Here is a 23305-nt window from a genome sequence, read left to right on the forward strand (position 1 = left end):
AGGGCGAACGCCAGTGTCGTGGAGTGGGTCGAGCCGCATGGATGCGGCGAGAGGTCCAGTGGGCCATGGACGGCCCATCTGGACCGACCCCGGAACGGCGCTGGTGTGAGCGAAACGTAGCGTAGCGGAGTAGCAGCCGCAGGCTGGCCCGAAGGGCGAGCAACGCGAGTCACCCGCAGCGCAGCGGAGGGCCGGATGGTCGGGGCAAGCGGTTTTGGTTACTTTTGCCGCGACTGGCAAAAGTGACTCGCTCGGGAGAGCGAAACAAGAAGTGCCAGCAAGACTTGGTAACCGGCTAGGGCACCAATAGCCCAACGCGCTGGGCTTCGCTGACGCTCAGTCCAACCTACGAAAAATCCCCTCAGCGCACGCTCAACCTGTACCCGACCCGCTCCAGCCACTGCGCCTCCTGCTCGAAGTCGGCCTGGGTCAGGGGGTTCTCCGCCAGCCAGCCATCCGGGAATTGCACGTCCAGACTGCGCTCGCCGGCGCTGAGGTGGACGTCCGGAATGCTCTTGTGGCGGATGTGGTGGAAGAGGATGGCGTAGCGCAGCAGCAGCGTCAGGCGCAGCAGCGGCTCGCCTTCCGCGCCCAGCTCCTGCAGGCGCTCCACGGGAATGTTGCGGCGATGGCCGCGTACCAGCAGCGCCAGGGCCTGCTGGTCGCGGCGGGAGAAACCGGGCAGGTCCGAGTGCTCGATCAGGTAGGCGCCATGCTTGTGGTACTGGTAGTGGGCGATGTCCAGGCCGACGCCGTGCAGGCGCGCCGCCCAGCGCAGCAGTTCGGCATGATTCTCGTCGGTCAGGGCCCAGGCCTCGGCGACCTGTGCCAGGGACTTCAGGGCGCGCTTTTCCACCCGTTCGGCATGGCGCTGATCGACGTGGTAGCGCTCGGCCAGGGCGTTGAGGGTACGCTCGCGGACGTCCTCGTGGCGGTGCCGGCCGATCATGTCGTAGAGCACCCCTTCGCGCAGGGCGCCTTCGGAGAGGTGCATCTCCTGCAGCTCCAGGGCTTTGAACAGGGCTTCGAGGATGGCCAGGCCGCCCGGCAGGATGGCGCGTCGATCCGGCTTCACGCCGTCGATGTTGAGCAGGTTGATGTCGCCCTGCTTGAGCAGCTTGCGCTTGAGCCACTCGATGCCATCCGGGGTGATCTCGCCATTGCCGCGGCCGGCGGCCTGGATCGCCAGGGCCACCGCGCGGATGGTGCCGGAAGCGCCAAGGGCCTGGTGCCAGCCCATCTCGCGCAGGCCCTGGTCGATGTTCATCAACTCCAGGCGGGCAGCGGTGTAGGCGCGCGCGTACTGGGCGGCGGTGATCTTGCCGTCGGCGAAGAATCGCTTGGTGAAGCTGACGCAACCCATCTGCAGGCTCTCGCGCTGCAGGGTCTCGAAGCGCTGGCCGATGATGAATTCGGTGCTGCCCCCGCCGATGTCGGTCACCAGGCGGCGTCCGGGTACATCGGGCATGGAGTGGGACACGCCCAGATAGATGAGGCGGGCCTCTTCGCGACCGGAGATGACCTCGACCGCATGGCCGAGCACGGCTTCGGCGCGCTGGATGAATTCGCCGCGGTTGCGCGCTTCGCGCAGGGCGTTGGTGCCCACCACCCGCACGGCGCCGCGCGGCATGCCGGCGATCAGCTGGGCGAAGCGGCGCAGGCAGTCCAGGCCGCGCTGGATGGCCTCTTCGCTGAGTAGACGCGACTCGTCCAGGCCGGCGGCCAGCTGGATCTTTTCGCCCAGTCGCTCAAGGATGCGGATCTCCCCGTGGGAATGGCGCGCCCGGACGATGTGAAAGCTGTTCGAGCCCAGGTCGATGGCGGCGATCAGTTCGTGGGGTTCGGCTGGCGAAGGCTGCATCTGGAGGCTCTCGGCGATAAACCGCGCCATCGTGCCAGCTAGCCGGTGACGGCTTCAAGCGCACAGCGGTTACGGTTGCGCAAAGTGGCAGAAAAAATAGGGTTTTTCCGCCTCAGGATGCCACCTGGCCGATGAACTGGGCCAGTTCCGGTGTCTGCGGGTGGGCGAACAGCTCCTGGGGAGGACCGCTTTCGTGGACCTTGCCCTGGTGCATGAACACCAGTTTGTCGCCGACCTCGCGGGCGAATCTCATCTCGTGGGTGACCATGATCAGGGTCATGCCCTCGCGGGCCAGCTGCTTGACCACCGCCAGCACCTCGTTGACCAGTTCCGGATCCAGCGCCGAGGTGATTTCGTCGCAGAGCAGCACCTTGGGTGACATGGCCAGGGCGCGGGCGATGGCTACCCGCTGCTGCTGACCACCGGAGAGGCGGTCCGGATAGCTGTCGAATTTCTCCGCCAGCCCGACCCGATCGAGCATCTGCCGTGCCAGGGTGCGGGCCTCGTCCTTGCTGGTCTTCTTGACCACCTGGGGCGCCAGCATCACGTTTTCGCCCACGGTCAGGTGCGGGAAGAGGTTGAACTGCTGGAAGACCATGCCGACCTTCTGCCGCAGCGAGCGGAGATTGACCCGGGCGGCGTCCAGGTATTCGCCATCCACCTCGATGACGCCGTCGTTGATGGATTCCAGGCCGTTCAGGGTGCGCAGCAGGGTGCTCTTGCCCGAACCGCTCTTGCCGATGATGGCCACTACCTGGCCTTCCTCGACGGTCAGGTCGATGCCCTTGAGCACATGGTGGTTGCCATAGTGTTTGTGCAGGGCGGTCACTCTAAGCAGCGGCATGCAGTCTCCTTTCCAGCCAGCGTGCGGCCAGCGACAGCGGGTAACAGAGGATGAAATAGCCCAGGGCGGCGAGGCCGTAGACGGTGAATGGCTGGAAGGTGGCATTGGCGAGCATGCCGCCGATCTTGGTCAGCTCGGTGAAGCCGATGATGGAGGTCACCGCGGTGCCCTTGACCACCTGCACCGAGAAACCCACGGTGGGCGCCACGGCGATGCGCAGGGCCTGCGGCAGGATCACGTGGCGCAACTGTTCGAAGCGGGTCAGCGCCAGGCTTTCCGAGGCTTCCCACTGACCGTGGGGAATGGCTTCGACGCAGCCCCGCCAGATCTCGGCGAGATAGGCACTGGTGAACAGGGTCAGGGCCAGGCCGGCGGCCAGCCAGGCGGGGACTTCCAGCCCCAGCAGCGACAGCCCGAAGAAGGTCAGGAACAGCTGCATCAGCAGCGGGGTGCCCTGGAACAGCTCGATGTAGCCGCGCGCCAGCAGGCGTAGCGGCCGGAGCGTCGAGTTGCGCGCCAGCAGGACCAGGGCGCTGGCCAGGCCGCCGAAGAGGAAGGCCGCCAGCGACAGCACCAGGGTCAGGCCGAGGCCGCTGGCCAGGCTGCGCAGGATGTCGGCGAGAGTGAAGTCCATCAACGCCTCCTGACGATGAAGAAGACGCCCAGCCAGTGCAGCGCCTGACGCACGCCAATGGCCATGAGCAGATAGATGAGGGTGGTCAGCAGATAGGTTTCGAAGGCGCGGAAGTTGCGCGACTGGATGAAGTTGGCGGCAAAGGTCAGCTCCTCGGTGGAAATCTGCGAGCACACCGCCGAGCCCAGCATCACGATCACCAGCTGGCTCGACAGCGCCGGCCAGACCTTGGCCAGGGCCGGACGCAGGATCACGTAGCGCAGGGTTTCGAAGCGGGTCATGGCCAGGGCCGCCGCCGCTTCCAGCTGGCCCCGCGGTATCGCCTGGATGCCGGCGCGGATGATCTCGGTGGAATAGGCGCCGAGGTTGATGACCATGGCCAGCACCGCCGCCTGGCCGGCTTCGATCCGCACGCCGATGGAGGGCAGGCCGAAGAAGATGAAGAACAGCTGGATCAGGAAGGGCGTATTGCGGATCAGCTCGACGTAGACCCCGAAGGCCTGGGCGAAGGGTTTCAGGCGCCAGGCGCGGCAGGTGGCGCCGACGATGCCGATGAGGATGCCGAAGAAGCCACCGATCACCGTCAGCTCAAGGGTGTAGAGCGCCCCCTTGAGCAGCAGGTCGCTCTGCGCGAGCACGGGCTGGAAGTCGAACTGATACGCCATGGCGCGTCGATCCTCAGAGAGCGGCCGGCAGGGGATCGCCCAGCCATTTTTCGGAGTTCTTGCTCAGGGTGCCGTCGGCGCGGGCCGCATCGATAATGGCATCGACCTTGTCCTTGAGCGCCGGCTCGTTCTTGTTGATGCCCACGTACACCGGCGAATCCTTGAGCTTGACCTTGAGCACCGGTTCCTTGGCCGGGTTGCGGGCGCCGATCACCTTCATCACCACGCTGCCGCTGGCGATCAGCCCGGACTGCCCGGCCAGGTAGGCGGCGATGGTGGAGTTGTTGTCCTCGAAGCGCTTGATCACGCTGTCCTTCGGTGCCACGTCGGTGAGCGCCAGGTCTTCGATGGAGCCGCGGGTGACCGAGATCACCTTGCCGGCCAGCTGCTCGGGTGTGCTGATGGCGGCATCCTTGGGACCGAAGACGCCGAGATAGAAGGGTGCATAGGGCTTGCTGAAATCGATGACCTTTTCCCGGTCGGGATTCTTGCCCAGGCTGGAGATGACCAGGTCCACCTTGCCGGTGGTCAGGAAGGGAATGCGGTTGGTGCTGTTGACCGGGGTGACTTCCAGCTTCACGTTCAGCTTGTCCGCCATCAGTTGCGCGGTGTCGATATCCAGGCCGCGCGGTTTGAGATCGGGTCCGATCGAACCGAAGGGCGGGAAGTCCTGTGGCACGGCGACCTTGAGCACGCCGCGCTGCTGGATATCGGCCAGTTGGTCGGCCTGGGCGGAGGTGTGCAGGGCGGTCAGGTCCAGGGCGAGCAGGGAGAGGGCGGTCCAGCGCTTGAGCATGACGAGACTCCGGAAGCAGGTTGGGATGGCTCTGCCCAGTGCATTTCATGTGCCAGCCGCCTGCCAGAGGGGCGCAAGGGCCGTCAGGCTTGAGGATTGGTCTTACTGGTCTGAACAGTTGAATCAGGACGGTCGCCTGCGCTGGCGCCTGTCGTGAGCCGCTTTGGTGCGCGGTTATAGCGGCGTGCTCCGCCTTGGGGCCGCACTTGAAGTCCCTGGAAATTGGGCATAAAAGGCAAGCTTCCGGACTGACTGGCCTGACCACGCCATGCCCCTCGCTGCCACCCGCGCCGTACCCCAATATGCCGTCGACGCCATTCGCCGACTGATCGAGACCGAAGGCTATGCCCCTGGTGCGGCCCTGCCCGCGCAGCGTGAGCTGGCCGAACGGCTGGGGGTGAGTCGTGCCTCCCTGCGCGAGGCGCTGTCCACCCTGAGCGCCCTGGGCCTGGTCAGCGTCCAGCCCGGGCGCGGCGTCTATGTGCAGGCGGCGACGGGTACGCTGGACGGACACTGGCCCTTCGCCGACGAGGTGACGGCCGCCCATGTCTTCCAGCTGAGATTCGCCCTGGAAGGCTTCGCCGCCGGGCTGGCCGCCGTCACCCTGGGGCCTGCCGACCTGGATCGCCTGGAGGTCAATCTGGCCGCCCTGCACCGGGCGCTGCGGGCCAACGAGCTGGAAGAGGCGGCCGTGCTGGACTTCGACTTCCATCGCCAGCTGCTGCTGGCCGCGGACAACCCGGCCATGCTGGCGGTGATCACCAGCAGCCCCGAACGCTTCCACGAGAGCCAGAAGCTGCCCTTCGTGCGCCCCGAGCGGGCCCTGGAAACCTGGCAGGAACACCGGCGCATCCTCAGGGCCCTGAGCCGCCGCTCGCCCGCGGCGGCGCAAAAGGCCATGCGCGAACATATCCGCAATGCGGCCCTGCGCAGTGGAACCCCCTTCACGGTTCCTGCTGTCTAAACAGCGATCCACGATCGGTGGAACGGTGATCGACCAGGGTTGCAAAGGCTGCGGAAATGCAGCTCGACTCCGCTTTCTCAGGCCTTGGCGTCCGTTTGCCGGATCGTGAACCACCTCTGCCATCAATGCCGGTCATAGCCACCATCAATGTTCGAATGCTTTCGAAGTGACGGCGGCAGGGCTATCATGGCTGTACTTCAAGTCGCACCCGAATTCGGAGAGAGTCAATGAGCGAATACATCACCAACGTCAGCGACGCCAGCTTCGAGCAGGACGTGCTGAAGGCCGACAGCCCCGTGCTGGTCGACTACTGGGCCGAATGGTGCGGTCCGTGCAAGATGATTGCGCCGGTTCTGGACGAGATCGCCAAGGACTACCAGGGCAAGCTCAAGGTCTGCAAGCTGAACATCGACGAAAACCAGGACACCCCGCCGAAGTACGGTGTGCGTGGCATCCCGACCCTGATGCTGTTCAAGAACGGCGCGGTCGAGGCCACCAAGGTCGGCGCCCTGTCCAAGTCGCAACTGGCCGCCTTCCTCGACGCCAACGTCTGAGGCAGCCAGTCGAAAGCCCCGCCATGCGGGGCTTTTTTATGCCCGGACGGCTGGACGAGTACCCATGCAGGTGCTAGATTCCAGCCACGACCCCATCAGCGGGCCGTCTTCTCATCTGCTGTAGCCGTCAGTTCTCCTCTTCAGAACGCATCCCGCGAAGCTAATCTCGCATCCGGCCGCTCAGCTCGAATCCCTCCTTCGCCTCTTCTCACGTCAACATACGTCTATGAATCTGACCGAACTCAAGCAAAAGCCCATCACGGAACTGTTGGAAATGGCGGATGCCGCGGGCTTGGAAAACATGGCCCGGTCCCGCAAGCAGGACATCATCTTTGCGCTGCTTAAAAAGCACGCCAAGGGTGGCGACGAGATTTCCGGGGATGGCGTGCTGGAGATCCTGCAGGACGGCTTCGGCTTCCTGCGTAGCGCCGACTCCTCCTACCTGGCCGGTCCCGACGACATCTATGTCTCTCCCAGCCAGATCCGCCGCTTCAACCTGCGTACCGGCGACACCATCATCGGCAAGATTCGTCCGCCGAAAGAGGGCGAGCGCTACTTCGCGCTGCTCAAGGTCGACACCATCAACTTCGACCGTCCGGAAAACGCCAAGAACAAGGTGCTGTTCGAGAACCTCACGCCCCTGTTCCCCACCAAGCGCCTGACCATGGAAGCCGGCAACGGCTCCACCGAAGACCTCACCGGTCGGGTCATCGACCTCTGCGCCCCCATCGGCAAGGGTCAGCGCGGGCTGATCGTCGCGCCGCCCAAGGCCGGCAAGACCATAATGCTGCAGAACATCGCGGCCAACATCACCCGCAACAATCCCGAGTGCTACCTCATCGTGCTGCTCATCGACGAGCGTCCCGAGGAAGTGACCGAGATGCAGCGCACCGTGCGCGGTGAAGTGGTGGCCTCCACCTTCGACGAGCCGCCGACCCGCCACGTGCAGGTCGCCGACATGGTGATCGAGAAGGCCAAGCGCCTGGTCGAGCACAAGAAGGACGTGGTCATCCTGCTGGATTCCATCACCCGTCTGGCGCGGGCCTTCAACACCGTGATCCCCAGCTCCGGCAAGGTGCTCACCGGTGGTGTCGACGCCCATGCCCTGGAGAAGCCCAAGCGCTTCTTCGGCGCCGCCCGTAACATCGAGGAAGGCGGCAGCCTGACCATCATCGCCACCGCGCTGGTGGAAACCGGCTCGAAGATGGACGAGGTGATCTACGAGGAATTCAAGGGCACCGGCAACATGGAGCTGCCCCTGGAGCGTCGGATCGCCGAGAAGCGCGTCTTCCCGGCCATCAACATCAACAAGTCCGGCACCCGCCGTGAAGAGTTGCTCACCGACGAGGAAGAGCTGTCGCGCATGTGGATCCTGCGCAAGATCCTGCATCCGATGGACGAGATCGCCGGCATCGAATTCCTCCTCGACAAGTTGCGTCAGACCAAGACCAACAGCGAGTTCTTCGATTCGATGAGGCGCAGCAAGTAAGGCGCAGTCGCATGCAAAGGCCGGGAAATCCCGGCCTTTGGCGTTTCTGGGCCAGTGCTTTCTCGATGCGCGACTCAGGCGGTAGACTGCCAGACTTTCCCCAGCGCCAAGAGGCCGCATGCAATACCGAGATCTGCGTGACTTCATCCGCAGCCTGGAGCAGCGTGGTGAACTGAAGCGCGTGACCGCCCCGGTCTCGCCGATCCTCGAGATGACCGAAATCTGCGACCGGACCCTGCGCAAGCAGGGTCCGGCGTTGCTGTTCGAGAATCCCGTGGGCTTCTCCATGCCCGTGCTGGGCAACCTGTTCGGTACGCCCCAGCGTGTGGCGCTGGGCATGGGCGCCGAGGACGTCGGCGCCTTGCGCGAGATCGGCAAGCTGCTGGCCTTTCTCAAGGAGCCCGAGCCGCCCAAGGGCCTCAAGGACGCCTGGTCGAAGCTGCCGATCTACAAGAAGGTCATCAGCATGGCGCCCAAGGTGCTCAAGGATGCGCCCTGCCAGGAGGTGATCGAAGAGGGCGAGGCGGTCGATCTGGGCAAGTTGCCGATCCAGCACTGCTGGCCGGGCGACGTGGCGCCGCTGATCACCTGGGGCCTGACGGTCACCCGCGGGCCCAACAAGGAACGCCAGAACCTCGGCATCTATCGCCAGCAGGTCATCGGCCGCAACAAGCTGATCATGCGCTGGTTGAGTCACCGGGGCGGTGCCCTGGACTTCCGCGAGTGGTGCCAGAAGCATCCTGGCCAGCCCTACCCGGTGGCCGTGGCCCTGGGCGCCGATCCGGCCACCATCCTCGGCGCGGTCACCCCGGTACCCGACACCCTGTCCGAATACGCCTTCGCCGGCCTGCTGCGCGGCAGTCGCAGCGAACTGATCAAGTGCGTGGGCAACGACCTGCAGGTGCCGGCCAGTGCCGAGATCGTGCTGGAAGGGGTCATCCATCCGGGCGAGACCGCGCCGGAAGGGCCCTATGGCGATCACACCGGCTACTACAACGAGGTCGATACCTTCCCGGTCTTTACCGTGGAGCGCATCACCCGGCGCCGCGATCCCATCTATCACAGCACCTACACCGGGCGTCCGCCGGACGAGCCGGCCATCCTCGGCGTGGCGCTCAACGAAGTCTTCGTGCCCATCCTGCAAAAGCAGTTCCCGGAGATCGTCGACTTCTACCTGCCGCCGGAAGGCTGCTCCTACCGCATGGCGGTGGTGACCATCAAGAAGCAGTACCCCGGCCACGCCAAGCGGGTGATGCTGGGCGTCTGGTCGTTCCTGCGACAGTTCATGTACACCAAGTTCGTGATCGTCACCGACGACGACATCAACGCCCGCGACTGGAACGACGTCATCTGGGCCGTGACCACGCGCATGGATCCCAAGCGCGACACCGTGATGATCGACAACACCCCCATCGACTACCTGGACTTCGCTTCGCCGATCTCCGGCCTGGGCTCGAAGATGGGCCTGGATGCCACCCACAAGTGGCCGGGTGAGACCACCCGCGAGTGGGGACGGGCGATCGTCAAGGACGAAACGGTGGTCAAACGGGTGGACGAGATGTGGTCCAGTCTCGGGATCGACTAACGGAGACGACGATGAAGGTCACCCTGCAGCCCTCGGGTGCGGTACTGCAAACCCAGCCCGGCGAAGCCATCCTGGCCGCCGCGCAGCGCCTCGGCTACAGCGGGCCGCACAGCTGCCGCAACGGCAATTGCCAGCTGTGCGCCGCGCTGCTGGTGGAGGGCCAGGTCAGCCAGCACGGCCAGACCGTCGATCATGGCGAGATCTATGTCTGCGTGGCCGTACCCCTGAGCGACTGCCTGCTGCAGTGGGATGGCGTCCTGGCGCCCGGCGAATTGCCGGTGCGCCAACTGGCCTGCCAGGTGGTGGCCCTGGATGACGTGGGTGGCGATGTCCGTCGGGTGCGCCTGCGTGCTCCCGCCGGGCGGCCGCCGCGCTATCACGCCGGTCAGTACCTGCTGATCCAGCGCGACGACGGCAAGCAGTCGGCCTTTTCCCTGGCCTCGGCGCCCCATCAGGGGCGTGAGCTGGAATTGCACGTGCTGGCGCGCGAGGCCAGCAGCCAGGCGCTGCTGGCGCAGCTGGAAAGCCAGGGCATGGCCCAGGTCGAGTTGCCCTATGGCGACGCCCACCTGGCCGAACTGCCCGAAGGTCCCCTGGTACTGATCGCCGCCGGGACCGGCATGGCCCAGATGCACAGCCTGATCGAAGACGCCCGCACCCGCGGCTTCGCCCATCCGGTGCACCTCTACTGGGGCGTGCGCACGCCGGACGACTTCTATGCCATCGAGGCCTGGGACGCCTGGGCGGAACTGCCCAATCTCACCCTGAACCGGGTGGTGAGCGATGCCTGTGGCTGGGCAGGGCGCTGTGGCCTGCTGCACGAGGTGGTGCGTGCGGATTTCGCCGACCTGAGCGGCCTGCACGTCTATGCCAGCGGCTCGCCGGCGATGGTCTATGCCACCCTGGACGCCCTGGTGGAAGCCGGCATGGACGCACACCAGATGCGCGCCGACGTCTTCGCCTACGCGCCGCGGGGGTGAGCCTATCGCGGCCGTGCCGGTGCGCCGTAGCGACCGCTCCTACGGGTAAGCTCTACCTGTAGGAGCGGCCCATGGCCGCGATTGATCGAAAAGCACAAAGCGTTTTCGACCAGGACCCAGAGTGGATGAGGCTGTGCCGTCATCCATCCTGGGCAATCGGCGCTACCGCGCCGACTTGGCCACCATGCCGGTGTGTCTCAGGGTCATCGCCAGAAAGACGATGGCCAGGACACAGGAGCCGATCAGCAGCATGAAGCCGCCATCCCAGCCGAAGTGGTCCACGGTGTAGCCGACCAGGGCGTTGGCCGCGACCGAGCCACCCAGGTAGCCGAACAGCCCGGTGAAGCCCGCGGCGGTGCCGGCGGCCTTCTTGGGTACCAGTTCCAGCGCCTGTAGGCCGATCAGCATCACCGGCCCGTAGATCAGGAAGCCGATGGATACCAGGGCCGCCAGATCGATGCCGGGATTGCCTTCCGGATTGAGCCAGTAGACCAGGGTGGCGACCAGGACGCCGAGCATGAACACCACGCCGGTGGCGCCGCGGTTGCCACGGAACAGCTTGTCCGAGAGCCAGCCGCAGAGCAGGGTGCCGGGGATGCCGGCCCATTCGTAGAAGAAGTAGGCCCAGGAGGTCTTGTCCACCGAGAAGTGCTTGGCTTCCTTGAGGTAGGTGGGGGCCCAGTCCAGCACGCCATAGCGCAGCAGATAGACGAAGACGTTGGCCAGGGCGATGTACCAGAGCAGGCGATTCTTCAGCACGTACTCGACGAAGATCTCCTTGGTGGAGAATTCGCGTTCGTGACCTTCGCTGTAGCCCTCGGGGAAGTCCTGTTTCCAGTGTTCCACCGATGGCAGGCCGCAGGACTGCGGGGTGTCGCGCATGGCGATGAAGGCGAAGACCGCCACCGCCAGGGCCACCACGGCCGGGACATAGAAGGCGGCGTGCCAGTCGTTGAACCAGGCCAGGCCAAGCAGGAACAGCGGGCCGATCAGGCCGCCGCCGACGTTGTGGGCGACGTTCCACACCGAGACCACCCCGCCACGCTCCTTCTGCGACCACCAGTGCACCATGGTGCGACCGCTGGGCGGCCAGCCCATGCCCTGGAACCAGCCGTTGAGGAACAGCAGGACGAACATGATGCTGACACTGGAGGTAGCCCAGGGTGCGAATCCGAACAGCAGCATCACCAGCGCCGACATCACCAGCCCGAAGGGCAGGAAGTAGCGCGGATTGGAGCGGTCCGAGACCAGGCCCATGAGGAACTTGGACAGGCCGTAGGCGATGGCCACCGCGGACAGCGCCACGCCCAGTTCACCCCGGCTGTAGCCTTGCTCCACCAGGTAGGGCATGGCCAGCGAGAAGTTCTTGCGGAGCAGGTAGTAGCCGGCATAGCCGATAAAGATCCCGGCGAAGATCTGCCAGCGGAGACGGCGGTAGACGGGATCGATGCGATCGGCGGGCAGCGGCGTGCGATGGGCCGCGGGGGCGAAGATTCCAAGCATGGGAGCCTCGGTATTGTTATAGGTATTAATCGAAAACGAACATTCCAGGTTCGTTTTCGAATATTACAATGATATTACAGCCTGCATAGGCTTTTCCGCCCTGTGGCAGCGGGCGCCAGGATTCCCCCTTGATCTGCGGGGGTTGCGCGCCTAGGGTGGCGCGTCTTTGCTGCCGTTTTCACGAGTCGTCATGCCTGCCTGGAAAGTCCTGTCCTCCCGCGCCCTGAACCTGGCCACCGCCCTGTTCGAACGCTATCCGCGGCTGATCGCCCTGGCCGGCTTCATTTCGGGGATCTGCAGTTTCCTGCTGGTGGACCGGCAGAAGGGCTTCGCCCCGGTGATGGCGGTGATCATGCTGGCGAGCTGGGTCTGGCTGATGCTGGAAAACGTGCTGCGGGGCTGGGTCAGTCGCCGCTTCGGCTGGGAGTTGCCGCCGCCGCTGCTGCGCTACGCTACCCAGTTGATCCACCAGGAAAGCCTGTTCTTCTGCCTGCCGTTCTTTGCCATCACCACGGCCTGGAACAGCGGCCAGGCGCTGTTCACCGGGCTGATCGGCGCGGCCGCGCTGGTGTCCATCATCGATCCGCTCTACTACAAGGCCCTGGCGCCGCGGCGCTGGGTGTTCCTCAGCTACCACACCCTGACGCTGTTCGCGGTGCTGCTCACCGCCCTGCCGATCATCCTGCACCTGACCACCACCCAGAGCTACGAACTGGCCCTGGGCGTCGCCGTGCTGCTGTCCTTTCCCAGTCTGGCGGTGGCCTTCCGGGTACGCCTGGGCTGGCGCTGGCTGGGATTGCTGGGTCTGTGCCTGGCCATCGGCGCCTTCGGCTGGCTGGGCCGCGCCTGGGTGCCGCCGGCCACCCTGTGGCTGACCGACATGGGCATGAGCACCAACTTCGACAGCCTCAAGCGCCAGCCCGGCGATGCGGTGAAGAGCCTGAGCAGTGCCCAGCTGCGCGCCCAGGGACTCTATGCCTTCACCGCCATCAATGCGCCGCGCGGTCTGAACGAGCGCATCTACCATGTCTGGCGGCATGCCGGTCAGGAGGTGGATCGGATTCCGCTGGATATCAGCGGCGGTCGCGAGGCCGGTTATCGCGCCTGGACCCACAAGCAGAACTTCCCCGGCGACGTGACTGGCCGTTGGCAGGTGCAAGTGGTGACGGACGTCGGCCAGGTGATCGGAACCCTCAGGTTCGAGGTGACCCCTTGAATCCCCGTGGCTATGCTGCAGCCATTCACCTCCAGAGGATTCGCCGTGAAAGCCGTCGCTGCCGTTTTGCTGTCCTTCTGCCTGGCCTTCAGTGCCTGGGCGAACGAAGAGAAGAAGGAAGGGGAGGCCCCCAAGACCGAATTCTACAACCTGACCCCAGCGCTGGTCGGCAACTATGGCAGCGGTCCCAAGCTCAAGTACTACAAGGCCGACATCGCCCTGATGATGACCGGCAAGGAAGCCAAGGATAGGGTGGAGTTCCACGAGCCGCTGATCCGCAATCAGCTGGTGATGCTCTTCGCCCAGCAGACCGACGAAACCCTGGCCGGCGTGGAAGCCCGCGAGAAACTGCGCCAGGAGGCGCTCAAGCAGGTGCAGAGCGTGCTCACCCAGGAAGAGGGCAGGCCCCTGGTGGAAGACCTGCTGTTCAACAACCTGATCATCCAGCCCTGAGGCCGGCGGTCAGCCGCGCGCGGCGGCGACGATCGCCGTCCACTCCGCCGGGCTGACCGGCATCACCGAGAGGCGGTTGCCCTTGCGCAGCAGGGCGAAGTCGGCGAGCGCCGGCAACTGGCGCAGGCGCGGCAGGGTCAGCACCTGCGGAAAGGCCTCGACGAAGGCGACCTGGCGCGCCGTCCAGGGGTTGTCCTCGGCGCTGGCCTTGGGCGCATGGTAGGGGCTTTCGGGATCCAGGGCGGTAGGGTCCGCGAAGGCCGCGCCGACGATGCGGCCGATGCCGGCGATGCCCGGTTCGGCGCAACTCGAATGATGAAAGAAGAACAGTTCGTCGGATGCCATGGCGCGCAGGAAGTTACGCGCCTGGCAATTGCGCACCCCGTCCCAGCGCGCCTGGCCCAGGCGTTCCAGGTCGGTTAGCGAGAACTCATCGGGCTCGGATTTCAACAGCCAGCAGGCCACGGTTCGTCTCCTGACGAATGGAGGCTCGGGAGCTTCCAGGAAAGGGTCTGGTCGATTGCAAGGGGCGACCGCTTGTCGCAGAATGCCGCCCATTCCGGATGTAGTCTGATCGTACGCGCTGAGCATAACAGGGCGACGTCCTGTCCTGCCCAAAGGTGCCAGCAAGGGGGTGGCCCAGCTCGATGAAACGCAAACCTGATCTGTTATGGGTGCTGGTCCTGATCTTTACCCTGGGCGTGGTCACCACCGGGTACACCCAGAGTTTCTGGGAACAGCACCAGAGCCAGCAGCAGTACGCCCGCTATGCCGGCGACGTTCAGCCGACGCGGGACGTCTCTCCCATCCGCTGAGCGTACCAGTCGCCATCGCTCACCACGGCCGCCATGGGTACGTCCCAGGCTGCCAGTGCCAGTCGCTCCACCTTCTGACATTCATGGGCGCAGCCGATCAGCTGCGGACTGTGCCATTGCCGCCGGCGCGCCAGGTAGGCCAGGTTGCGGTCATAGAAGCCCTTGCCCATGCCCAGGCGTCCGCCCTGGGGATCAAAGCCCACCAGCGGCATCAGGATCAGCTCCAGGGCCCAGGTCGGCCGACCCAGGCGCCGATCCGGGCGCGGCTCGGCGATGCCGAAGCGATTGCGCACCCAGGATTCGCCGCGACCGACCCGTTGAAAGATCATCGCCGTCCGCGGCCAGCGCGAGAGCACTGGCAGATAGGTGGCCTTGCCGCGGCGCTGGGCTTCTTCGAGCAGTGGACGCGGATCGATCTCGCCATCGCTGGGCAGATAGAAGGCGATATGTCGGGCACGGCGAAACAGCGGATGCTGGGCGAGTTGCCGATAGAGCTGGCGGGCGGCCTGGCGTTGCTGGACGGGGGTAAGGGCGCGACGTCGCTGGCGGAGAAGCTTGCGCAGCGCGGGCCTGCTGAGATCGGGAGGAGGCGGGATGGTCATGGAAAAAAATGAGCTCTCCGGAATGCCGCTGCCGGTGTAGCCCTTGAACCCTTGGTTCAAGGTGGGAGAAGTCGTAGACCTTTAGGCTTTCCGCCGTAGCGGACATGCACACCAGCCTTACGAGCAACCCCCGGGGTGTTGCTTATCGGCTCGGGGACATGACCGACTGGCGCACACACCAGAGAGTGACCTCCAGTATACGCCCCTGAGCCGGGATGCAAACCCCCCTGCCGATCCTCGGCTGGCGGTCAGGCAGTGGTGTCGTGTTCGGTGATCAGCGCCCGGTCGACACGATCCAGCAGGTCGCGGACCCGTTCGCGGGTGCTGCTGACTTCCAGGCTGACGTCGTCCTGGCGGTGCAGCAGTTCGTGGGTGATGTTGAGGGCGGCCATCACCGCCACGCGGTCGGCGCCGATGACCTTGCCGCTGGCGCGGATCTCGCGCATCTTGCCGTCCAGGTAGCGAGCGGTGCTCTCCAGGTTGGCGCGCTCGTCAGCCGGGCAGCTGATGCGATATTCCTTTTCCATTATCTGGACGGTCACGGTCTCGATGCTCATGAGTCCTGCTCCAAAGCTTTCAGGCGTAAAATCATCGCTTCGACCTTCGATCTGGCCAATTCGTTCTTTTCGATCAACTCGGCGCGCTCCTGGCGCCAGTTGCGCTCGCCCTGGCGCAGTTGTCGATTCTGCCGCTGCAATTCCTCAAGACGCAGGAGCAGGCGCTCCACACGGTCACCGAGGGCTTCCAGATCGGCGTCGAGGGGCGTGTCGCGAGACTCGCGCATGAGGGCTACAGCTCCAGAAGGGTGCAACGAGATTGGCCGCCGGCGGGGTCAGCGCGTAGGATAAGGCTTCATTCTAGCCAGCGCCTCCCCTCGACGCCATGTCCAGCTCAGCATCCGCCTACGCCGCCTTCGCCACCCTGCTCGCCGAGGCCGCTTTGCCGGTCTCGCCCGCCGAACTCCACGGTCACCTGCTCGGGCGGGTCTGTGGGGGCGCGGGCTTCGACGAGAACGACTGGCTGGCTGCGGCCAGCGAGCTGCTCGGTGGCGCGCCGGGCGAGCGTCTGCAGGCGGCACTGTCGGGGCTGCTGGGCATGGTGCAGCAGGAATTCGCCGGCCAGCAGGTGGCCCTGGTGCTGATGCTGCCGCCGGACGAGGTGCCGCTCGCCGAGCGCACCGCTGCCCTGGGCCAGTGGTGCCAGGGCTTTCTGGCCGGTTTCGGGCTTTCCGGGCGCACCGGCGAGGTCTCCGGCGAGGCCCGCGAGGTACTCGAAGACCTGGCGGCCATCGCGCAGATCCAGGAGCCCGCTGAAGAAGGCGAAGAGGGCGAGAACGACTTCATGGAAGTCACCGAATACCTGCGCGTCGCTCCGCTCCTGCTGTACGGGGAATACGGGCGCGGCCCCATCCCCGAACCTGCGCCCGTGGTGCACTGAGCGGCCATGCCGCGGATCCACAAGGCCGAATTCGCCCGTCGCCGCCGCGCCCTGATGGCCGAGATCGGCCACGGCGGCATCGCCCTGCTGCCCGCCGCGCCGGTGTGCCTGCGCAATCGCGACATCGAGCAGCCCTATCGCCAGGACAGCGATTTCCAGTACCTCACCGGCTTTCCCGAACCCGAGGCCCTGGCCGTGCTGATTCCCGGGCGTGCCCATGGCGAGTATCTGCTGTTCTGCCGCGAGCGGGACGCGGAGCTGGAGCGCTGGGAGGGCCGGCGCGCCGGTCAGGAGGGAGCACTGGCGGACTATGGCGCGGACGATGCCTTTCCCATCGGCGATCTGGACGACATCCTGCCCGGACTGCTGGAAGGGCGCGAGCGGGTCTACTACGCCATGGGCGCCCATCCGGAATTCGAGCGGCAACTGCTCAACTGGATCGAGCTGATCCGCGCCAAGGCCGACCAGGGCGCCTCGCCGCCGCGGGAGCTGCTGGCGCTGGATACCCTGCTGCACGACAGCCGGCTGTACAAGTCGGCCGCCGAGGTGCGCCTGCTCAAGGCCGCCGCCGAATTGACCTGTGCGGCCCACCTGCGTGCCATCCAGGCCTGCCGGCCGGGGCTGCGCGAGTATCACCTGGAGGCCGAGCTGGACTACTGCTTCCGCCAGGGGGGCGCGCGACTGGCGGCCTATGGCTCCATCGTCGCCGCCGGGGCCAATGCCTGCGTCATGCACTACCAGGCCAACGACGCGCCCCTGCGCGACGGCGACCTGGTACTGATCGATGCCGGGTGCGAGCTGGAGTGCTATGCCAGCGACGTGACCCGTACCTTTCCGGTCAATGGCCGTTTCTCGCCGGAGCAGCGGCAGCTCTACGACATCGTGCTGGCCGCCAACCAGGCCGCCATCGCCTGCGTGGCGCCCGGACGGCACTGGAACGAACCCCACGAAGCCACGGTCAGGGTGATCACCGAGGGGCTGCTGGCCCTGGGTCTGCTCCAGGGCGAACTGGACGACCTGATCGAGGAGGGCGCCTGTCGGCAGTTCTACATGCACCGCGCTGGTCACTGGCTGGGGCTGGATGTCCATGACGTCGGCGAATACCGCATCGGCGATCAGTGGCGGATGCTGGAGCCGGGCATGGCGCTGACCGTGGAGCCCGGACTGTACATCCCGGTGGAGGCCGAGGTGCCGCGCAAATGGCGCGGCCTGGGTATCCGCATCGAGGACGAGGTGCTGGTGACGCGCAGTGGTTGCGAGGTGCTGACGGCCGGCCTGCCCAAGGCGGCCGCGGAGATCGAAGGCTTGATGGCGGCCGCGCGCGACCGCCGGGAGAACGCTCATGCAACGTCCTGATATCGCCATCATCGGTGGCGGCCTGGTGGGTGCCAGTCTGGCCCTGGCCCTGCAGGCCGGCGCCAAGGCGCGCGGCTGGCGCATCCTGCTGGTGGAGCCCTTCGCCCCCGGCGACACCTATCAGCCCAGCTACGATGCCCGCTCCTCGGCGCTGTCCTACGGCTCGCGGCTGATCTACCAGCGCCTCGGCGTCTGGGACGCCCTGGCCGAACACGCCGAGGCGATCCGCGAGATCCAGGTTTCCGACCAAGGCCGCTTCGGCGTGACCCAGCTGCTCGCCCGCGAGGAGAATCTGCCGGCGCTTGGCTATGTGGTGGAGAACGCCTGGATCGGCCAGGTGCTCTGGCAGGCGCTGGATCGCGAGGTGGTCGACTGGCGCTGCCCGGCCGAGGTGCGCAGCCTCACGGCCGTCGCCGAGGGCTATCGCCTGGAGCTGGATGCTGGCGACATCCTCGAGTGCGGCCTGGCGGTGCTAGCCGACGGCGGGCGCTCGGCGCTGCGCGAATCCCTCGGTATCGAGGTGCGGCGAACCCTCTACGAGCAGACCGCGCTGATCGCCAACGTCTCGACCAATCTGGGCCATGGTGGTCGCGCCTTCGAACGCTTCACCCCCCACGGCCCCCTGGCGCTGCTGCCCCTGCCGGGTCAGCGCAGCGCCCTGGTCTGGACCCAGCCGGATGCCGAGGCGCTGCGCCTGCAGCAGGCGCCCGATGCCGTCTTTCTCGCCGAATTGCAGCAGGCGGTAGGCTATCGCCTGGGCAGCTTCATCCAGGTCGGCACCCGCCATGCCTATCCCCTGACCCTGCTGGAGGCCAGCGAACAGGTCCGCCCGCATCTGGTTGTCCTGGGCAATGCCGCCCACAGCCTGCACCCCATCGCCGGCCAAGGCTTCAACCTGTCCCTGCGCGATGTCGACAGCCTGGCCGAGTGCCTGCTGGAGAGCGCCGCGGCGCCCGGCGACTTCGCCACCCTGCAGGACTACCTGCAGCGCCAGCGCCTGGACCAGCAGCTGACCATCGGCTTTTCCGATCGCATCACCCGGCTGTTCTCCAACAGTCGGCCCTGGCTCAGTGCCGGACGCAACCTGGGCCTGGTCGGCCTGGAGCTGTGCCCGCCGGCCAAGAGTGCCTTCGCCCGCCAGGCCATGGGCCTGGGTACCCGTCCCTGACCTGCGAGGAGAAACGAGCATGCTGACCCATGCGAATCTGGTGATCGTCGGTGCCGGCATGGTCGGCAGCGCCCTGGCCCTGGCCCTGGCCGACAGCGGCCTGTCGGTGGTGCTGCTCGACCGCGGCCCGCTCACCCCTGGCGCGGTCGAAAGCGACCTGCCCTTCGAACCCCGGGTCAGCGCCCTGTCGCTGGCCAGTCAACGCATCCTGCAACGCCTCGGCGCCTGGGACGGCATCCTCGCGCGTCGCGTCAGTCCCTACCAGGCCATGCACGTCTGGGACGGCTCCGGCACCGGCGCCGTGCATTTCGATGCCGCCAGCGTGCATGCCGAGGTGCTCGGCCATATCGTCGAGAATCGCGTGGTGCAGGATGCCCTGCTCGAACGCCTGGCCGAGGCCAACGTCCTGCTCCTGCCCGAGGCGCGCCTGGAATTGCTGCGTCGCTCCGGCGACCAGTGGCTGGTGCAACTGGCCGGTGACCGCCAGATCCGCGCCCCACTGGTGGTGGCCGCCGATGGCGCCACCTCCGCCGTACGCCGCCTGGCCGGTCTGGAAACCCGCGAGTGGGACTATCTGCACCATGCCATCGTCACCAGCGTGCGCTGCGCCGAATCGCACCAGCGCACCGCCTGGCAGAGATTCACCGACGACGGCCCGCTGGCCTTCCTGCCGCTGGACCGCGGTGGCGATACCCGCTGGTGCTCCATCGTCTGGTCCTGCACGCCCAAGCAGGGCGAGCGGCTGATGGCCCTGGACGACGCGGCCTTCTGCCAGGCCCTGGGCGAGGCTTTCGAGCAGCGCCTGGGCAAGGTGGAATGCAGCGACACGCGGCTGTGCATCCCGCTACGCCAGCGCCATGCCAAGCGCTATGTGGAACCTGGCCTGGCGCTGATCGGCGATGCCGCCCATGTCATCCATCCGCTGGCCGGGCAGGGCGTCAACCTGGGCTTTCTGGATGCCGCGGTACTGGCCGAGGAATTGCGCCATGCCCAGGCACGCGGTGAATCCATCGCCGAACAGCGGGTGCTGGAACGCTACGAGCGCCGGCGCATGCCGCACAACCTGGCGATGATGGCGGCGATGGAAGGCTTCCAGCGCCTGTTCCAGGACGACCGCCTGCCGCTGCGCTGGCTGCGCAACGCCGCGCTCAAGCAGGTCGATCGCCACTTCGAAGCCAAGGCCCTGTTCGTCCGCCGCGCCCTGGGCCTGTCCGGCGATGTGCCGGAACTGGCCAAGGTCGTGGCCTGACGGTTCAGGCGTCGCCCAACGACCCGGCCAGCTCCATCACCTGCTGCCGCCAGGCGGCCTCGCGGGGCAGGGCGAGGAAGTGCGGGTTGAGGAAGGACTCGCGCATCTCGTAGGTGAGCGGCTGGCCGTCCAGGGTCACGACCTCGCCGCCGGCGCCTTCCAGCACGCCCTGGGCGGCGGCGGTATCCCACTGGGAGGTGGGGGCGAGTCGGGGATAGAAGTCGGCCAGGCCTTCGGCCAGCAGGCAGAACTTGAGCGAGCTGCCGACGCTTACCCGTTTGGGTTCGCCTACCAAGGTATGCAGTCCGTCCAGCAGGCGTTCCTGCGCCGGACTGCCGTGGCGGCGGCTAGCGACCACGGTGAAGGCGTCTTCCGGCTGGACGCGCACGCCGATCTCGATGCCGTCTTCGCCCTGGATGCGGAAGGCGCCCAGTTCGCGGCCGCCGCTGAAGCAGACGTCCCGGGTGGGGATGCCGACCACGCCGAAGATCACCTGGCCGCGTTCGACCAGGGCCACGTTGACGGTGAATTCCTCGCTGCCATCGATGAATTCCTTGGTGCCGTCCAGGGGATCGACCACCCACCAGACGTCCCAGGCGCTGCGCGCCGCGAAGGGGATGTCACAAGCTTCTTCCGACAACACCGGCACGTCCGGGGTCAGCCGGGCGAGGCCGTCCGCCAGCACCCGGTGGGCGGCGAGGTCGGCGGCGGTCACCGGCGAGTCGTCGCTCTTCTGCCGCACCGCCACGCCCTGGCGCCAGTGGGGCAGGATGGCCGCGCCGGCCTGGCGCACCAGGTCGATGACGTTGAGTACCAGCGGAGCGGTAATGGAAACGGGCGCCATCATGCCGGCAGTTCTCCGCGTTGGGTGAGCAGGTCGCGCACCAGGTAGAGGGCGGCCAGGGCGCGGCCTTCGGAAAAGCGCGGATTCTGCACCAGCTGCGACAGCTCGCGCAGGTCGACGCTGCTGACTTCGAGGGGCTCGGGTTCGTCGCCCGGCAGGCGCTCCGGATAGAGGTCGCGGGCCAGCACCACATGGATGCGCTGACTCATGTAGCCCGGGCTCAGCGATAGCGCGGTGAGGTATTCCAGCTGGTGGGCGCCGAAACCGGCCTCTTCCTTGAGTTCGCGATTGGCGGCGTCGAGGATCTCTTCGCCCGGCTCCACCAGGCCCTTGGGCAGCGACAATTCGTAGTCTTCCACGCCGCCGCAGTATTCCTCGATGAGCAGGGCGCGGGTGGCGTCCTGCAGGGCCACCACCATCACCGCACCGTGACCGGTGCCCTTGTTGGCCAGGCGCTCATAGGTGCGTTCCTCGCCGTTGGCGAAGCGCAACTGCATCTCCTCGACGGTGAACAGGCGGCTCTTGGCCACGATCTGTCGGGCGAGAACAGTGGGTTTCTGGCGCATGGACGGCTCCTGGGCTGGGCGGACGGGTATGATAACCCGCCTGTTACATGATCCGGAGTCACCATGACCCCTCTCGACTGGAGCCGTATCGATACCGTGTTGCTGGACATGGACGGCACCCTGCTCGATCTGCATTTCGACAACCATTTCTGGCTGGAGTACCTGCCGCAGCGCTATGCCGAGCGCCACGGCCAGTCCCTGGCGTTGGCCAAGGCCGAGCTGGAGCCGCTGTTTTTCAGCCACCAGGGCAGGCTGACCTGGTATTGCCTGGACTTCTGGAGCGCCGAGCTGGGTTTTTCCATGCGCGAACTCAAGGAGGAGATCGCCCACCTGATCGCCCTGCGTCCGGATGCCGATACCTTCCTGGCCGCCCTGCAGCGCGCCGGCAAGCGGGTGGCGCTGATCACCAACGCCCATCGCGATTCCCTGTCGCTGAAGCTGGAGCGCATCGAGCTGGCACCCTATTTCGACCGGCTGATCAGCTCCCACGACTATGGCTTTCCCAAGGAAGAACAGCAGTTCTGGCACGCCCTGCAGGCCGACTTCGCCTTCGATCCGGCGCGCACCCTGTTCATCGACGACAACCTGCCGATCCTGCGCAGCGCCCGCGACTACGGGGTCGCCCACCTGCTGGCGATCCACGAGCCGGACAGCCGGCGCGGACCCAAGGACAGCGAGGAGTTCGAGGCGGTGCGGGACTATCGGGAGTTGCTGCCAGCCTGAACAAAAGACCCTCACCCCAACCCTCTGCCAGGGGGAGAGGGGGCCAAGCAGGCCAGATCGCGGAGTAGACCGGTGGACATCAAGCAACTGCGCTTTCTCATCGCCCTGGACGAGACGCGGCACTTCGGCCAGGCCGCGGCGCGCTGTCACGTCACCCAGCCGACCCTGTCGATGCGCCTGCGCGGCCTGGAAGACGAGCTGGGGGTGGAGCTGGTGCGCCGCGGGCAGCGCTTCGAGGGCTTCACCGAGGCCGGTCAGCGCATCCTCGCCTGGGCGCGCACCCTGATGGCCGCCCATGACGGGCTCTATGCCGAGGCCCAGGCTTTCCAGGGGCAACTGGTGGGCACCCTGCGGGTCGGCCTGGTGCCGCTGGCCAGCTTCGATCCCATGCCGCTGCTGCAGCACCTGCGCCTGCTGCACCCCAAGCTGCACTTCCAGCTGCAGGTGCTGAGCACCGAGCGCATCCTCGAAGCCGTGGCCAGCAATCGCCTGGAGCTGGGCATCTCCTACCTGGAACACCTGGATCCGGCGCGCTTCGACAGCCTGACCCTGACCGAGACGCGCATGGGCCTGCTCTATGACGAGCGGCATTTCAGCTTCGACCAGGTCGCGCTGGATTGGCAGGCGGTGGCCGGATTGCCACTTGGCCTGCTGACCGGCGCCATGCATTTTCGCCAGTCGGTGGACCACGGCTTTCGCAGCCTGGGCCTGACGCCGCAACCGGTGCTGGAGACCGATGCGGTCTATCTGCTCCTGCAGGCGGTCAATGCCGGACTCTGCTGCGCCGTGGTGCCCCTGGCCGGCGGCTTCGATCGCCTTACTCCCCATGCCCGGCTGATTCCCATCGACACGGCCCGCACCCTGACGCCCCTGGGACTGCTCATTCGTCGGACCGAACCCCGACTGGCGGTCGCCGATGCCTGTTTCCAAGCGGTCAAGGCGCTCTACGCCGAGAGTGATAGATAGCGTTTATCAAGGCATCGGTCATAGCGATTAGACGC

26 protein-coding genes and 1 other RNA gene are annotated in these 23305 nt (G+C 66.3%); 14 read left to right on the forward strand and 13 right to left on the reverse strand.

Features of this window, described 5'->3' with window-relative positions; translation table 11 throughout:
* Window positions 1-361: 361 nt before the first annotated feature.
* The 5 genes from ppx to GSQ95_RS03575 all read right to left on the reverse strand — a co-directional run bounded on the left by ppx (window position 362) and on the right by GSQ95_RS03575 (window position 4800).
* Window positions 362-1861, reverse strand: coding sequence for an exopolyphosphatase (ppx, locus tag GSQ95_RS03555; RefSeq protein WP_158890211.1), 1500 nt, complete (start codon window positions 1859-1861; stop codon window positions 362-364).
* 112 nt (window positions 1862-1973) lie between these two features.
* Window positions 1974-2705, reverse strand: a complete 732-nt coding sequence (locus GSQ95_RS03560; protein WP_158890209.1) for an amino acid ABC transporter ATP-binding protein — start codon at window positions 2703-2705, stop codon at window positions 1974-1976.
* Window positions 2692-3342, reverse strand: coding sequence for an amino acid ABC transporter permease (locus tag GSQ95_RS03565; RefSeq protein WP_178118366.1), 651 nt, complete (start codon window positions 3340-3342; stop codon window positions 2692-2694). The genes GSQ95_RS03560 and GSQ95_RS03565 overlap by 14 nt, the downstream gene beginning before the upstream one ends.
* Window positions 3339-4004, reverse strand: a complete 666-nt coding sequence (locus GSQ95_RS03570; protein ID WP_133860466.1) for an amino acid ABC transporter permease — start codon at window positions 4002-4004, stop codon at window positions 3339-3341. Before GSQ95_RS03570 ends, GSQ95_RS03565 begins: the two co-directional genes overlap by 4 nt.
* A 13-nt stretch (window positions 4005-4017) precedes the next feature.
* Window positions 4018-4800, reverse strand: a complete 783-nt coding sequence (locus GSQ95_RS03575) for a transporter substrate-binding domain-containing protein (RefSeq protein ID WP_158890205.1) — start codon at window positions 4798-4800, stop codon at window positions 4018-4020.
* Between the two features lie 268 nt (window positions 4801-5068).
* On the opposite strand from GSQ95_RS03575, the gene GSQ95_RS03580 reads away from it, so the two are divergent.
* The 5 genes from GSQ95_RS03580 to GSQ95_RS03600 all read left to right on the forward strand — a co-directional run bounded on the left by GSQ95_RS03580 (window position 5069) and on the right by GSQ95_RS03600 (window position 10372).
* Window positions 5069-5764, forward strand: coding sequence for a FadR/GntR family transcriptional regulator (locus tag GSQ95_RS03580; RefSeq protein WP_158890204.1), 696 nt, complete (start codon window positions 5069-5071; stop codon window positions 5762-5764).
* 227 nt (window positions 5765-5991) lie between these two features.
* Window positions 5992-6318 (forward strand): thioredoxin TrxA, encoded by a 327-nt coding sequence (trxA, locus tag GSQ95_RS03585; RefSeq protein ID WP_158890202.1) that lies wholly within the window; start codon window positions 5992-5994, stop codon window positions 6316-6318.
* A gap of 226 nt (window positions 6319-6544) precedes the next feature.
* Window positions 6545-7807: a transcription termination factor Rho gene (gene rho / locus GSQ95_RS03590; RefSeq protein WP_133860469.1), complete on the forward strand. Its 1263-nt coding sequence runs from the start codon at window positions 6545-6547 to the stop codon at window positions 7805-7807.
* A 118-nt stretch (window positions 7808-7925) separates the two neighbouring features.
* Window positions 7926-9392, forward strand: a complete 1467-nt coding sequence (gene ubiD, locus GSQ95_RS03595) for a 4-hydroxy-3-polyprenylbenzoate decarboxylase (RefSeq protein WP_158890200.1) — start codon at window positions 7926-7928, stop codon at window positions 9390-9392.
* An 11-nt stretch (window positions 9393-9403) separates the two neighbouring features.
* Complete coding sequence (locus GSQ95_RS03600) at window positions 9404-10372, forward strand: CDP-6-deoxy-delta-3,4-glucoseen reductase (RefSeq protein WP_158890198.1); 969 nt, start codon at window positions 9404-9406, stop codon at window positions 10370-10372.
* Window positions 10373-10534: 162 nt separating this feature from the next.
* Here the strand turns inward: GSQ95_RS03600 and glpT are convergent, their stop codons facing one another.
* The gene (glpT, locus tag GSQ95_RS03605; RefSeq protein WP_158890196.1) at window positions 10535-11875 is read right to left on the reverse strand and encodes a glycerol-3-phosphate transporter; all 1341 of its coding nucleotides are present in this window, start codon (window positions 11873-11875) and stop codon (window positions 10535-10537) included.
* A 190-nt stretch (window positions 11876-12065) separates the two neighbouring features.
* Between glpT and GSQ95_RS03610 the strand changes: the two genes are divergently transcribed.
* Both GSQ95_RS03610 and GSQ95_RS03615 read left to right on the forward strand, forming a co-directional pair.
* Entirely contained in the window at window positions 12066-13091 is a 1026-nt protein-coding gene (locus GSQ95_RS03610; protein ID WP_133860473.1) for a DUF5924 family protein, read from the forward strand.
* A 45-nt stretch (window positions 13092-13136) separates the two neighbouring features.
* Window positions 13137-13544, forward strand: coding sequence for a flagellar basal body-associated protein FliL (locus GSQ95_RS03615; RefSeq protein ID WP_158890194.1), 408 nt, complete (start codon window positions 13137-13139; stop codon window positions 13542-13544).
* 9 nt (window positions 13545-13553) lie between these two features.
* Here GSQ95_RS03615 and GSQ95_RS03620 read toward each other — a convergent pair whose 3' ends face one another.
* A complete protein-coding gene (locus GSQ95_RS03620; RefSeq protein ID WP_158890192.1) occupies window positions 13554-14009 on the reverse strand; it encodes an EVE domain-containing protein in 456 nt (151 codons plus the stop codon).
* Window positions 14010-14191: 182 nt separating this feature from the next.
* On the opposite strand from GSQ95_RS03620, the gene GSQ95_RS26090 reads away from it, so the two are divergent.
* Window positions 14192-14359 (forward strand): hypothetical protein, encoded by a 168-nt coding sequence (locus GSQ95_RS26090; RefSeq protein WP_178118365.1) that lies wholly within the window; start codon window positions 14192-14194, stop codon window positions 14357-14359.
* On the opposite strand, the gene GSQ95_RS03625 is transcribed toward GSQ95_RS26090, so the two are convergent.
* The 4 genes from GSQ95_RS03625 to GSQ95_RS03640 all read right to left on the reverse strand — a co-directional run bounded on the left by GSQ95_RS03625 (window position 14326) and on the right by GSQ95_RS03640 (window position 15745).
* Window positions 14326-14961 (reverse strand): 5-formyltetrahydrofolate cyclo-ligase, encoded by a 636-nt coding sequence (locus GSQ95_RS03625; protein ID WP_158890190.1) that lies wholly within the window; start codon window positions 14959-14961, stop codon window positions 14326-14328. The genes GSQ95_RS26090 and GSQ95_RS03625 overlap by 34 nt on opposite strands.
* Window positions 14962-14971: 10 nt before the next feature.
* Window positions 14972-15149, reverse strand: a non-coding RNA gene (ssrS, locus tag GSQ95_RS03630) — 6S RNA.
* Window positions 15150-15209: 60 nt separating this feature from the next.
* The gene (locus tag GSQ95_RS03635; RefSeq protein WP_017639427.1) at window positions 15210-15518 is read right to left on the reverse strand and encodes a cell division protein ZapA; all 309 of its coding nucleotides are present in this window, start codon (window positions 15516-15518) and stop codon (window positions 15210-15212) included.
* The gene (locus tag GSQ95_RS03640; protein WP_007161334.1) at window positions 15515-15745 is read right to left on the reverse strand and encodes a TIGR02449 family protein; all 231 of its coding nucleotides are present in this window, start codon (window positions 15743-15745) and stop codon (window positions 15515-15517) included. Before GSQ95_RS03640 ends, GSQ95_RS03635 begins: the two co-directional genes overlap by 4 nt.
* Before the next feature lie 98 nt (window positions 15746-15843).
* On the opposite strand from GSQ95_RS03640, the gene GSQ95_RS03645 reads away from it, so the two are divergent.
* From GSQ95_RS03645 to GSQ95_RS03660, 4 genes are read left to right on the forward strand one after another with little or no spacing between them, the layout of a single operon-like run.
* Window positions 15844-16398 carry a UPF0149 family protein gene (locus tag GSQ95_RS03645; RefSeq protein WP_027598195.1) on the forward strand — a complete coding sequence of 185 codons (555 nt, stop codon included), beginning with the start codon at window positions 15844-15846 and terminating at the stop codon, window positions 16396-16398.
* A 6-nt stretch (window positions 16399-16404) separates the two neighbouring features.
* Window positions 16405-17754, forward strand: a complete 1350-nt coding sequence (pepP, locus tag GSQ95_RS03650) for a Xaa-Pro aminopeptidase (RefSeq protein WP_158890188.1) — start codon at window positions 16405-16407, stop codon at window positions 17752-17754.
* On the forward strand, window positions 17741-18922 hold the full coding sequence (gene ubiH, locus GSQ95_RS03655) for a 2-octaprenyl-6-methoxyphenyl hydroxylase (protein WP_158890186.1): 1182 nt from the start codon (window positions 17741-17743) through the stop codon (window positions 18920-18922). The genes pepP and ubiH overlap by 14 nt, the downstream gene beginning before the upstream one ends.
* Before the next feature lie 19 nt (window positions 18923-18941).
* Window positions 18942-20171 (forward strand): 2-octaprenyl-3-methyl-6-methoxy-1,4-benzoquinol hydroxylase, encoded by a 1230-nt coding sequence (locus GSQ95_RS03660; RefSeq protein ID WP_158890184.1) that lies wholly within the window; start codon window positions 18942-18944, stop codon window positions 20169-20171.
* A 4-nt stretch (window positions 20172-20175) separates the two neighbouring features.
* Here GSQ95_RS03660 and cysQ read toward each other — a convergent pair whose 3' ends face one another.
* Both cysQ and nudE read right to left on the reverse strand, forming a co-directional pair.
* On the reverse strand, window positions 20176-21018 hold the full coding sequence (gene cysQ, locus GSQ95_RS03665; RefSeq protein WP_158890182.1) for a 3'(2'),5'-bisphosphate nucleotidase CysQ: 843 nt from the start codon (window positions 21016-21018) through the stop codon (window positions 20176-20178).
* The gene (gene nudE / locus GSQ95_RS03670; RefSeq protein WP_059316538.1) at window positions 21015-21581 is read right to left on the reverse strand and encodes an ADP compounds hydrolase NudE; all 567 of its coding nucleotides are present in this window, start codon (window positions 21579-21581) and stop codon (window positions 21015-21017) included. Before nudE ends, cysQ begins: the two co-directional genes overlap by 4 nt.
* A 63-nt stretch (window positions 21582-21644) precedes the next feature.
* Between nudE and yrfG the strand changes: the two genes are divergently transcribed.
* Window positions 21645-22304 carry a GMP/IMP nucleotidase gene (gene yrfG, locus GSQ95_RS03675; protein WP_158890180.1) on the forward strand — a complete coding sequence of 220 codons (660 nt, stop codon included), beginning with the start codon at window positions 21645-21647 and terminating at the stop codon, window positions 22302-22304.
* Window positions 22305-22376: 72 nt separating this feature from the next.
* Window positions 22377-23270 (forward strand): LysR family transcriptional regulator, encoded by an 894-nt coding sequence (locus GSQ95_RS03680; RefSeq protein WP_133860488.1) that lies wholly within the window; start codon window positions 22377-22379, stop codon window positions 23268-23270.
* Window positions 23271-23305 lie beyond the last annotated feature (35 nt).

Source organism: Pseudomonas sp. BAV 4579 (assembly GCF_009765395.1).
Lineage (GTDB): Bacteria > Pseudomonadota > Gammaproteobacteria > Pseudomonadales > Pseudomonadaceae > Chryseomonas > Chryseomonas aestiva.

Bases quoted from the DNA above. Each gene is read 5' to 3' on its own strand.
- ppx (WP_158890211.1), bottom strand. From the start codon at position 1,861: ATGCAGCCTTCGCCAGCCGAACCCCACGAACTGATCGCCGCCATCGAC.
- GSQ95_RS03560 (WP_158890209.1), bottom strand. From the start codon at position 2,705: ATGCCGCTGCTTAGAGTGACCGCCCTGCACAAACACTATGGCAACCAC.
- GSQ95_RS03570 (WP_133860466.1), bottom strand. From the start codon at position 4,004: ATGGCGTATCAGTTCGACTTCCAGCCCGTGCTCGCGCAGAGCGACCTG.
- GSQ95_RS03575 (WP_158890205.1), bottom strand. From the start codon at position 4,800: ATGCTCAAGCGCTGGACCGCCCTCTCCCTGCTCGCCCTGGACCTGACC.
- GSQ95_RS03580 (WP_158890204.1), top strand. From the start codon at position 5,069: ATGCCCCTCGCTGCCACCCGCGCCGTACCCCAATATGCCGTCGACGCC.
- trxA (WP_158890202.1), top strand. From the start codon at position 5,992: ATGAGCGAATACATCACCAACGTCAGCGACGCCAGCTTCGAGCAGGAC.
- rho (WP_133860469.1), top strand. From the start codon at position 6,545: ATGAATCTGACCGAACTCAAGCAAAAGCCCATCACGGAACTGTTGGAA.
- ubiD (WP_158890200.1), top strand. From the start codon at position 7,926: ATGCAATACCGAGATCTGCGTGACTTCATCCGCAGCCTGGAGCAGCGT.
- GSQ95_RS03600 (WP_158890198.1), top strand. From the start codon at position 9,404: ATGAAGGTCACCCTGCAGCCCTCGGGTGCGGTACTGCAAACCCAGCCC.
- glpT (WP_158890196.1), bottom strand. From the start codon at position 11,875: ATGCTTGGAATCTTCGCCCCCGCGGCCCATCGCACGCCGCTGCCCGCC.
- GSQ95_RS03610 (WP_133860473.1), top strand. From the start codon at position 12,066: ATGCCTGCCTGGAAAGTCCTGTCCTCCCGCGCCCTGAACCTGGCCACC.
- GSQ95_RS26090 (WP_178118365.1), top strand. From the start codon at position 14,192: ATGAAACGCAAACCTGATCTGTTATGGGTGCTGGTCCTGATCTTTACC.
- GSQ95_RS03625 (WP_158890190.1), bottom strand. From the start codon at position 14,961: ATGACCATCCCGCCTCCTCCCGATCTCAGCAGGCCCGCGCTGCGCAAG.
- GSQ95_RS03635 (WP_017639427.1), bottom strand. From the start codon at position 15,518: ATGAGCATCGAGACCGTGACCGTCCAGATAATGGAAAAGGAATATCGC.
- GSQ95_RS03640 (WP_007161334.1), bottom strand. From the start codon at position 15,745: ATGCGCGAGTCTCGCGACACGCCCCTCGACGCCGATCTGGAAGCCCTC.
- GSQ95_RS03645 (WP_027598195.1), top strand. From the start codon at position 15,844: ATGTCCAGCTCAGCATCCGCCTACGCCGCCTTCGCCACCCTGCTCGCC.
- pepP (WP_158890188.1), top strand. From the start codon at position 16,405: ATGCCGCGGATCCACAAGGCCGAATTCGCCCGTCGCCGCCGCGCCCTG.
- ubiH (WP_158890186.1), top strand. From the start codon at position 17,741: ATGCAACGTCCTGATATCGCCATCATCGGTGGCGGCCTGGTGGGTGCC.
- GSQ95_RS03660 (WP_158890184.1), top strand. From the start codon at position 18,942: ATGCTGACCCATGCGAATCTGGTGATCGTCGGTGCCGGCATGGTCGGC.
- cysQ (WP_158890182.1), bottom strand. From the start codon at position 21,018: ATGATGGCGCCCGTTTCCATTACCGCTCCGCTGGTACTCAACGTCATC.
- nudE (WP_059316538.1), bottom strand. From the start codon at position 21,581: ATGCGCCAGAAACCCACTGTTCTCGCCCGACAGATCGTGGCCAAGAGC.
- yrfG (WP_158890180.1), top strand. From the start codon at position 21,645: ATGACCCCTCTCGACTGGAGCCGTATCGATACCGTGTTGCTGGACATG.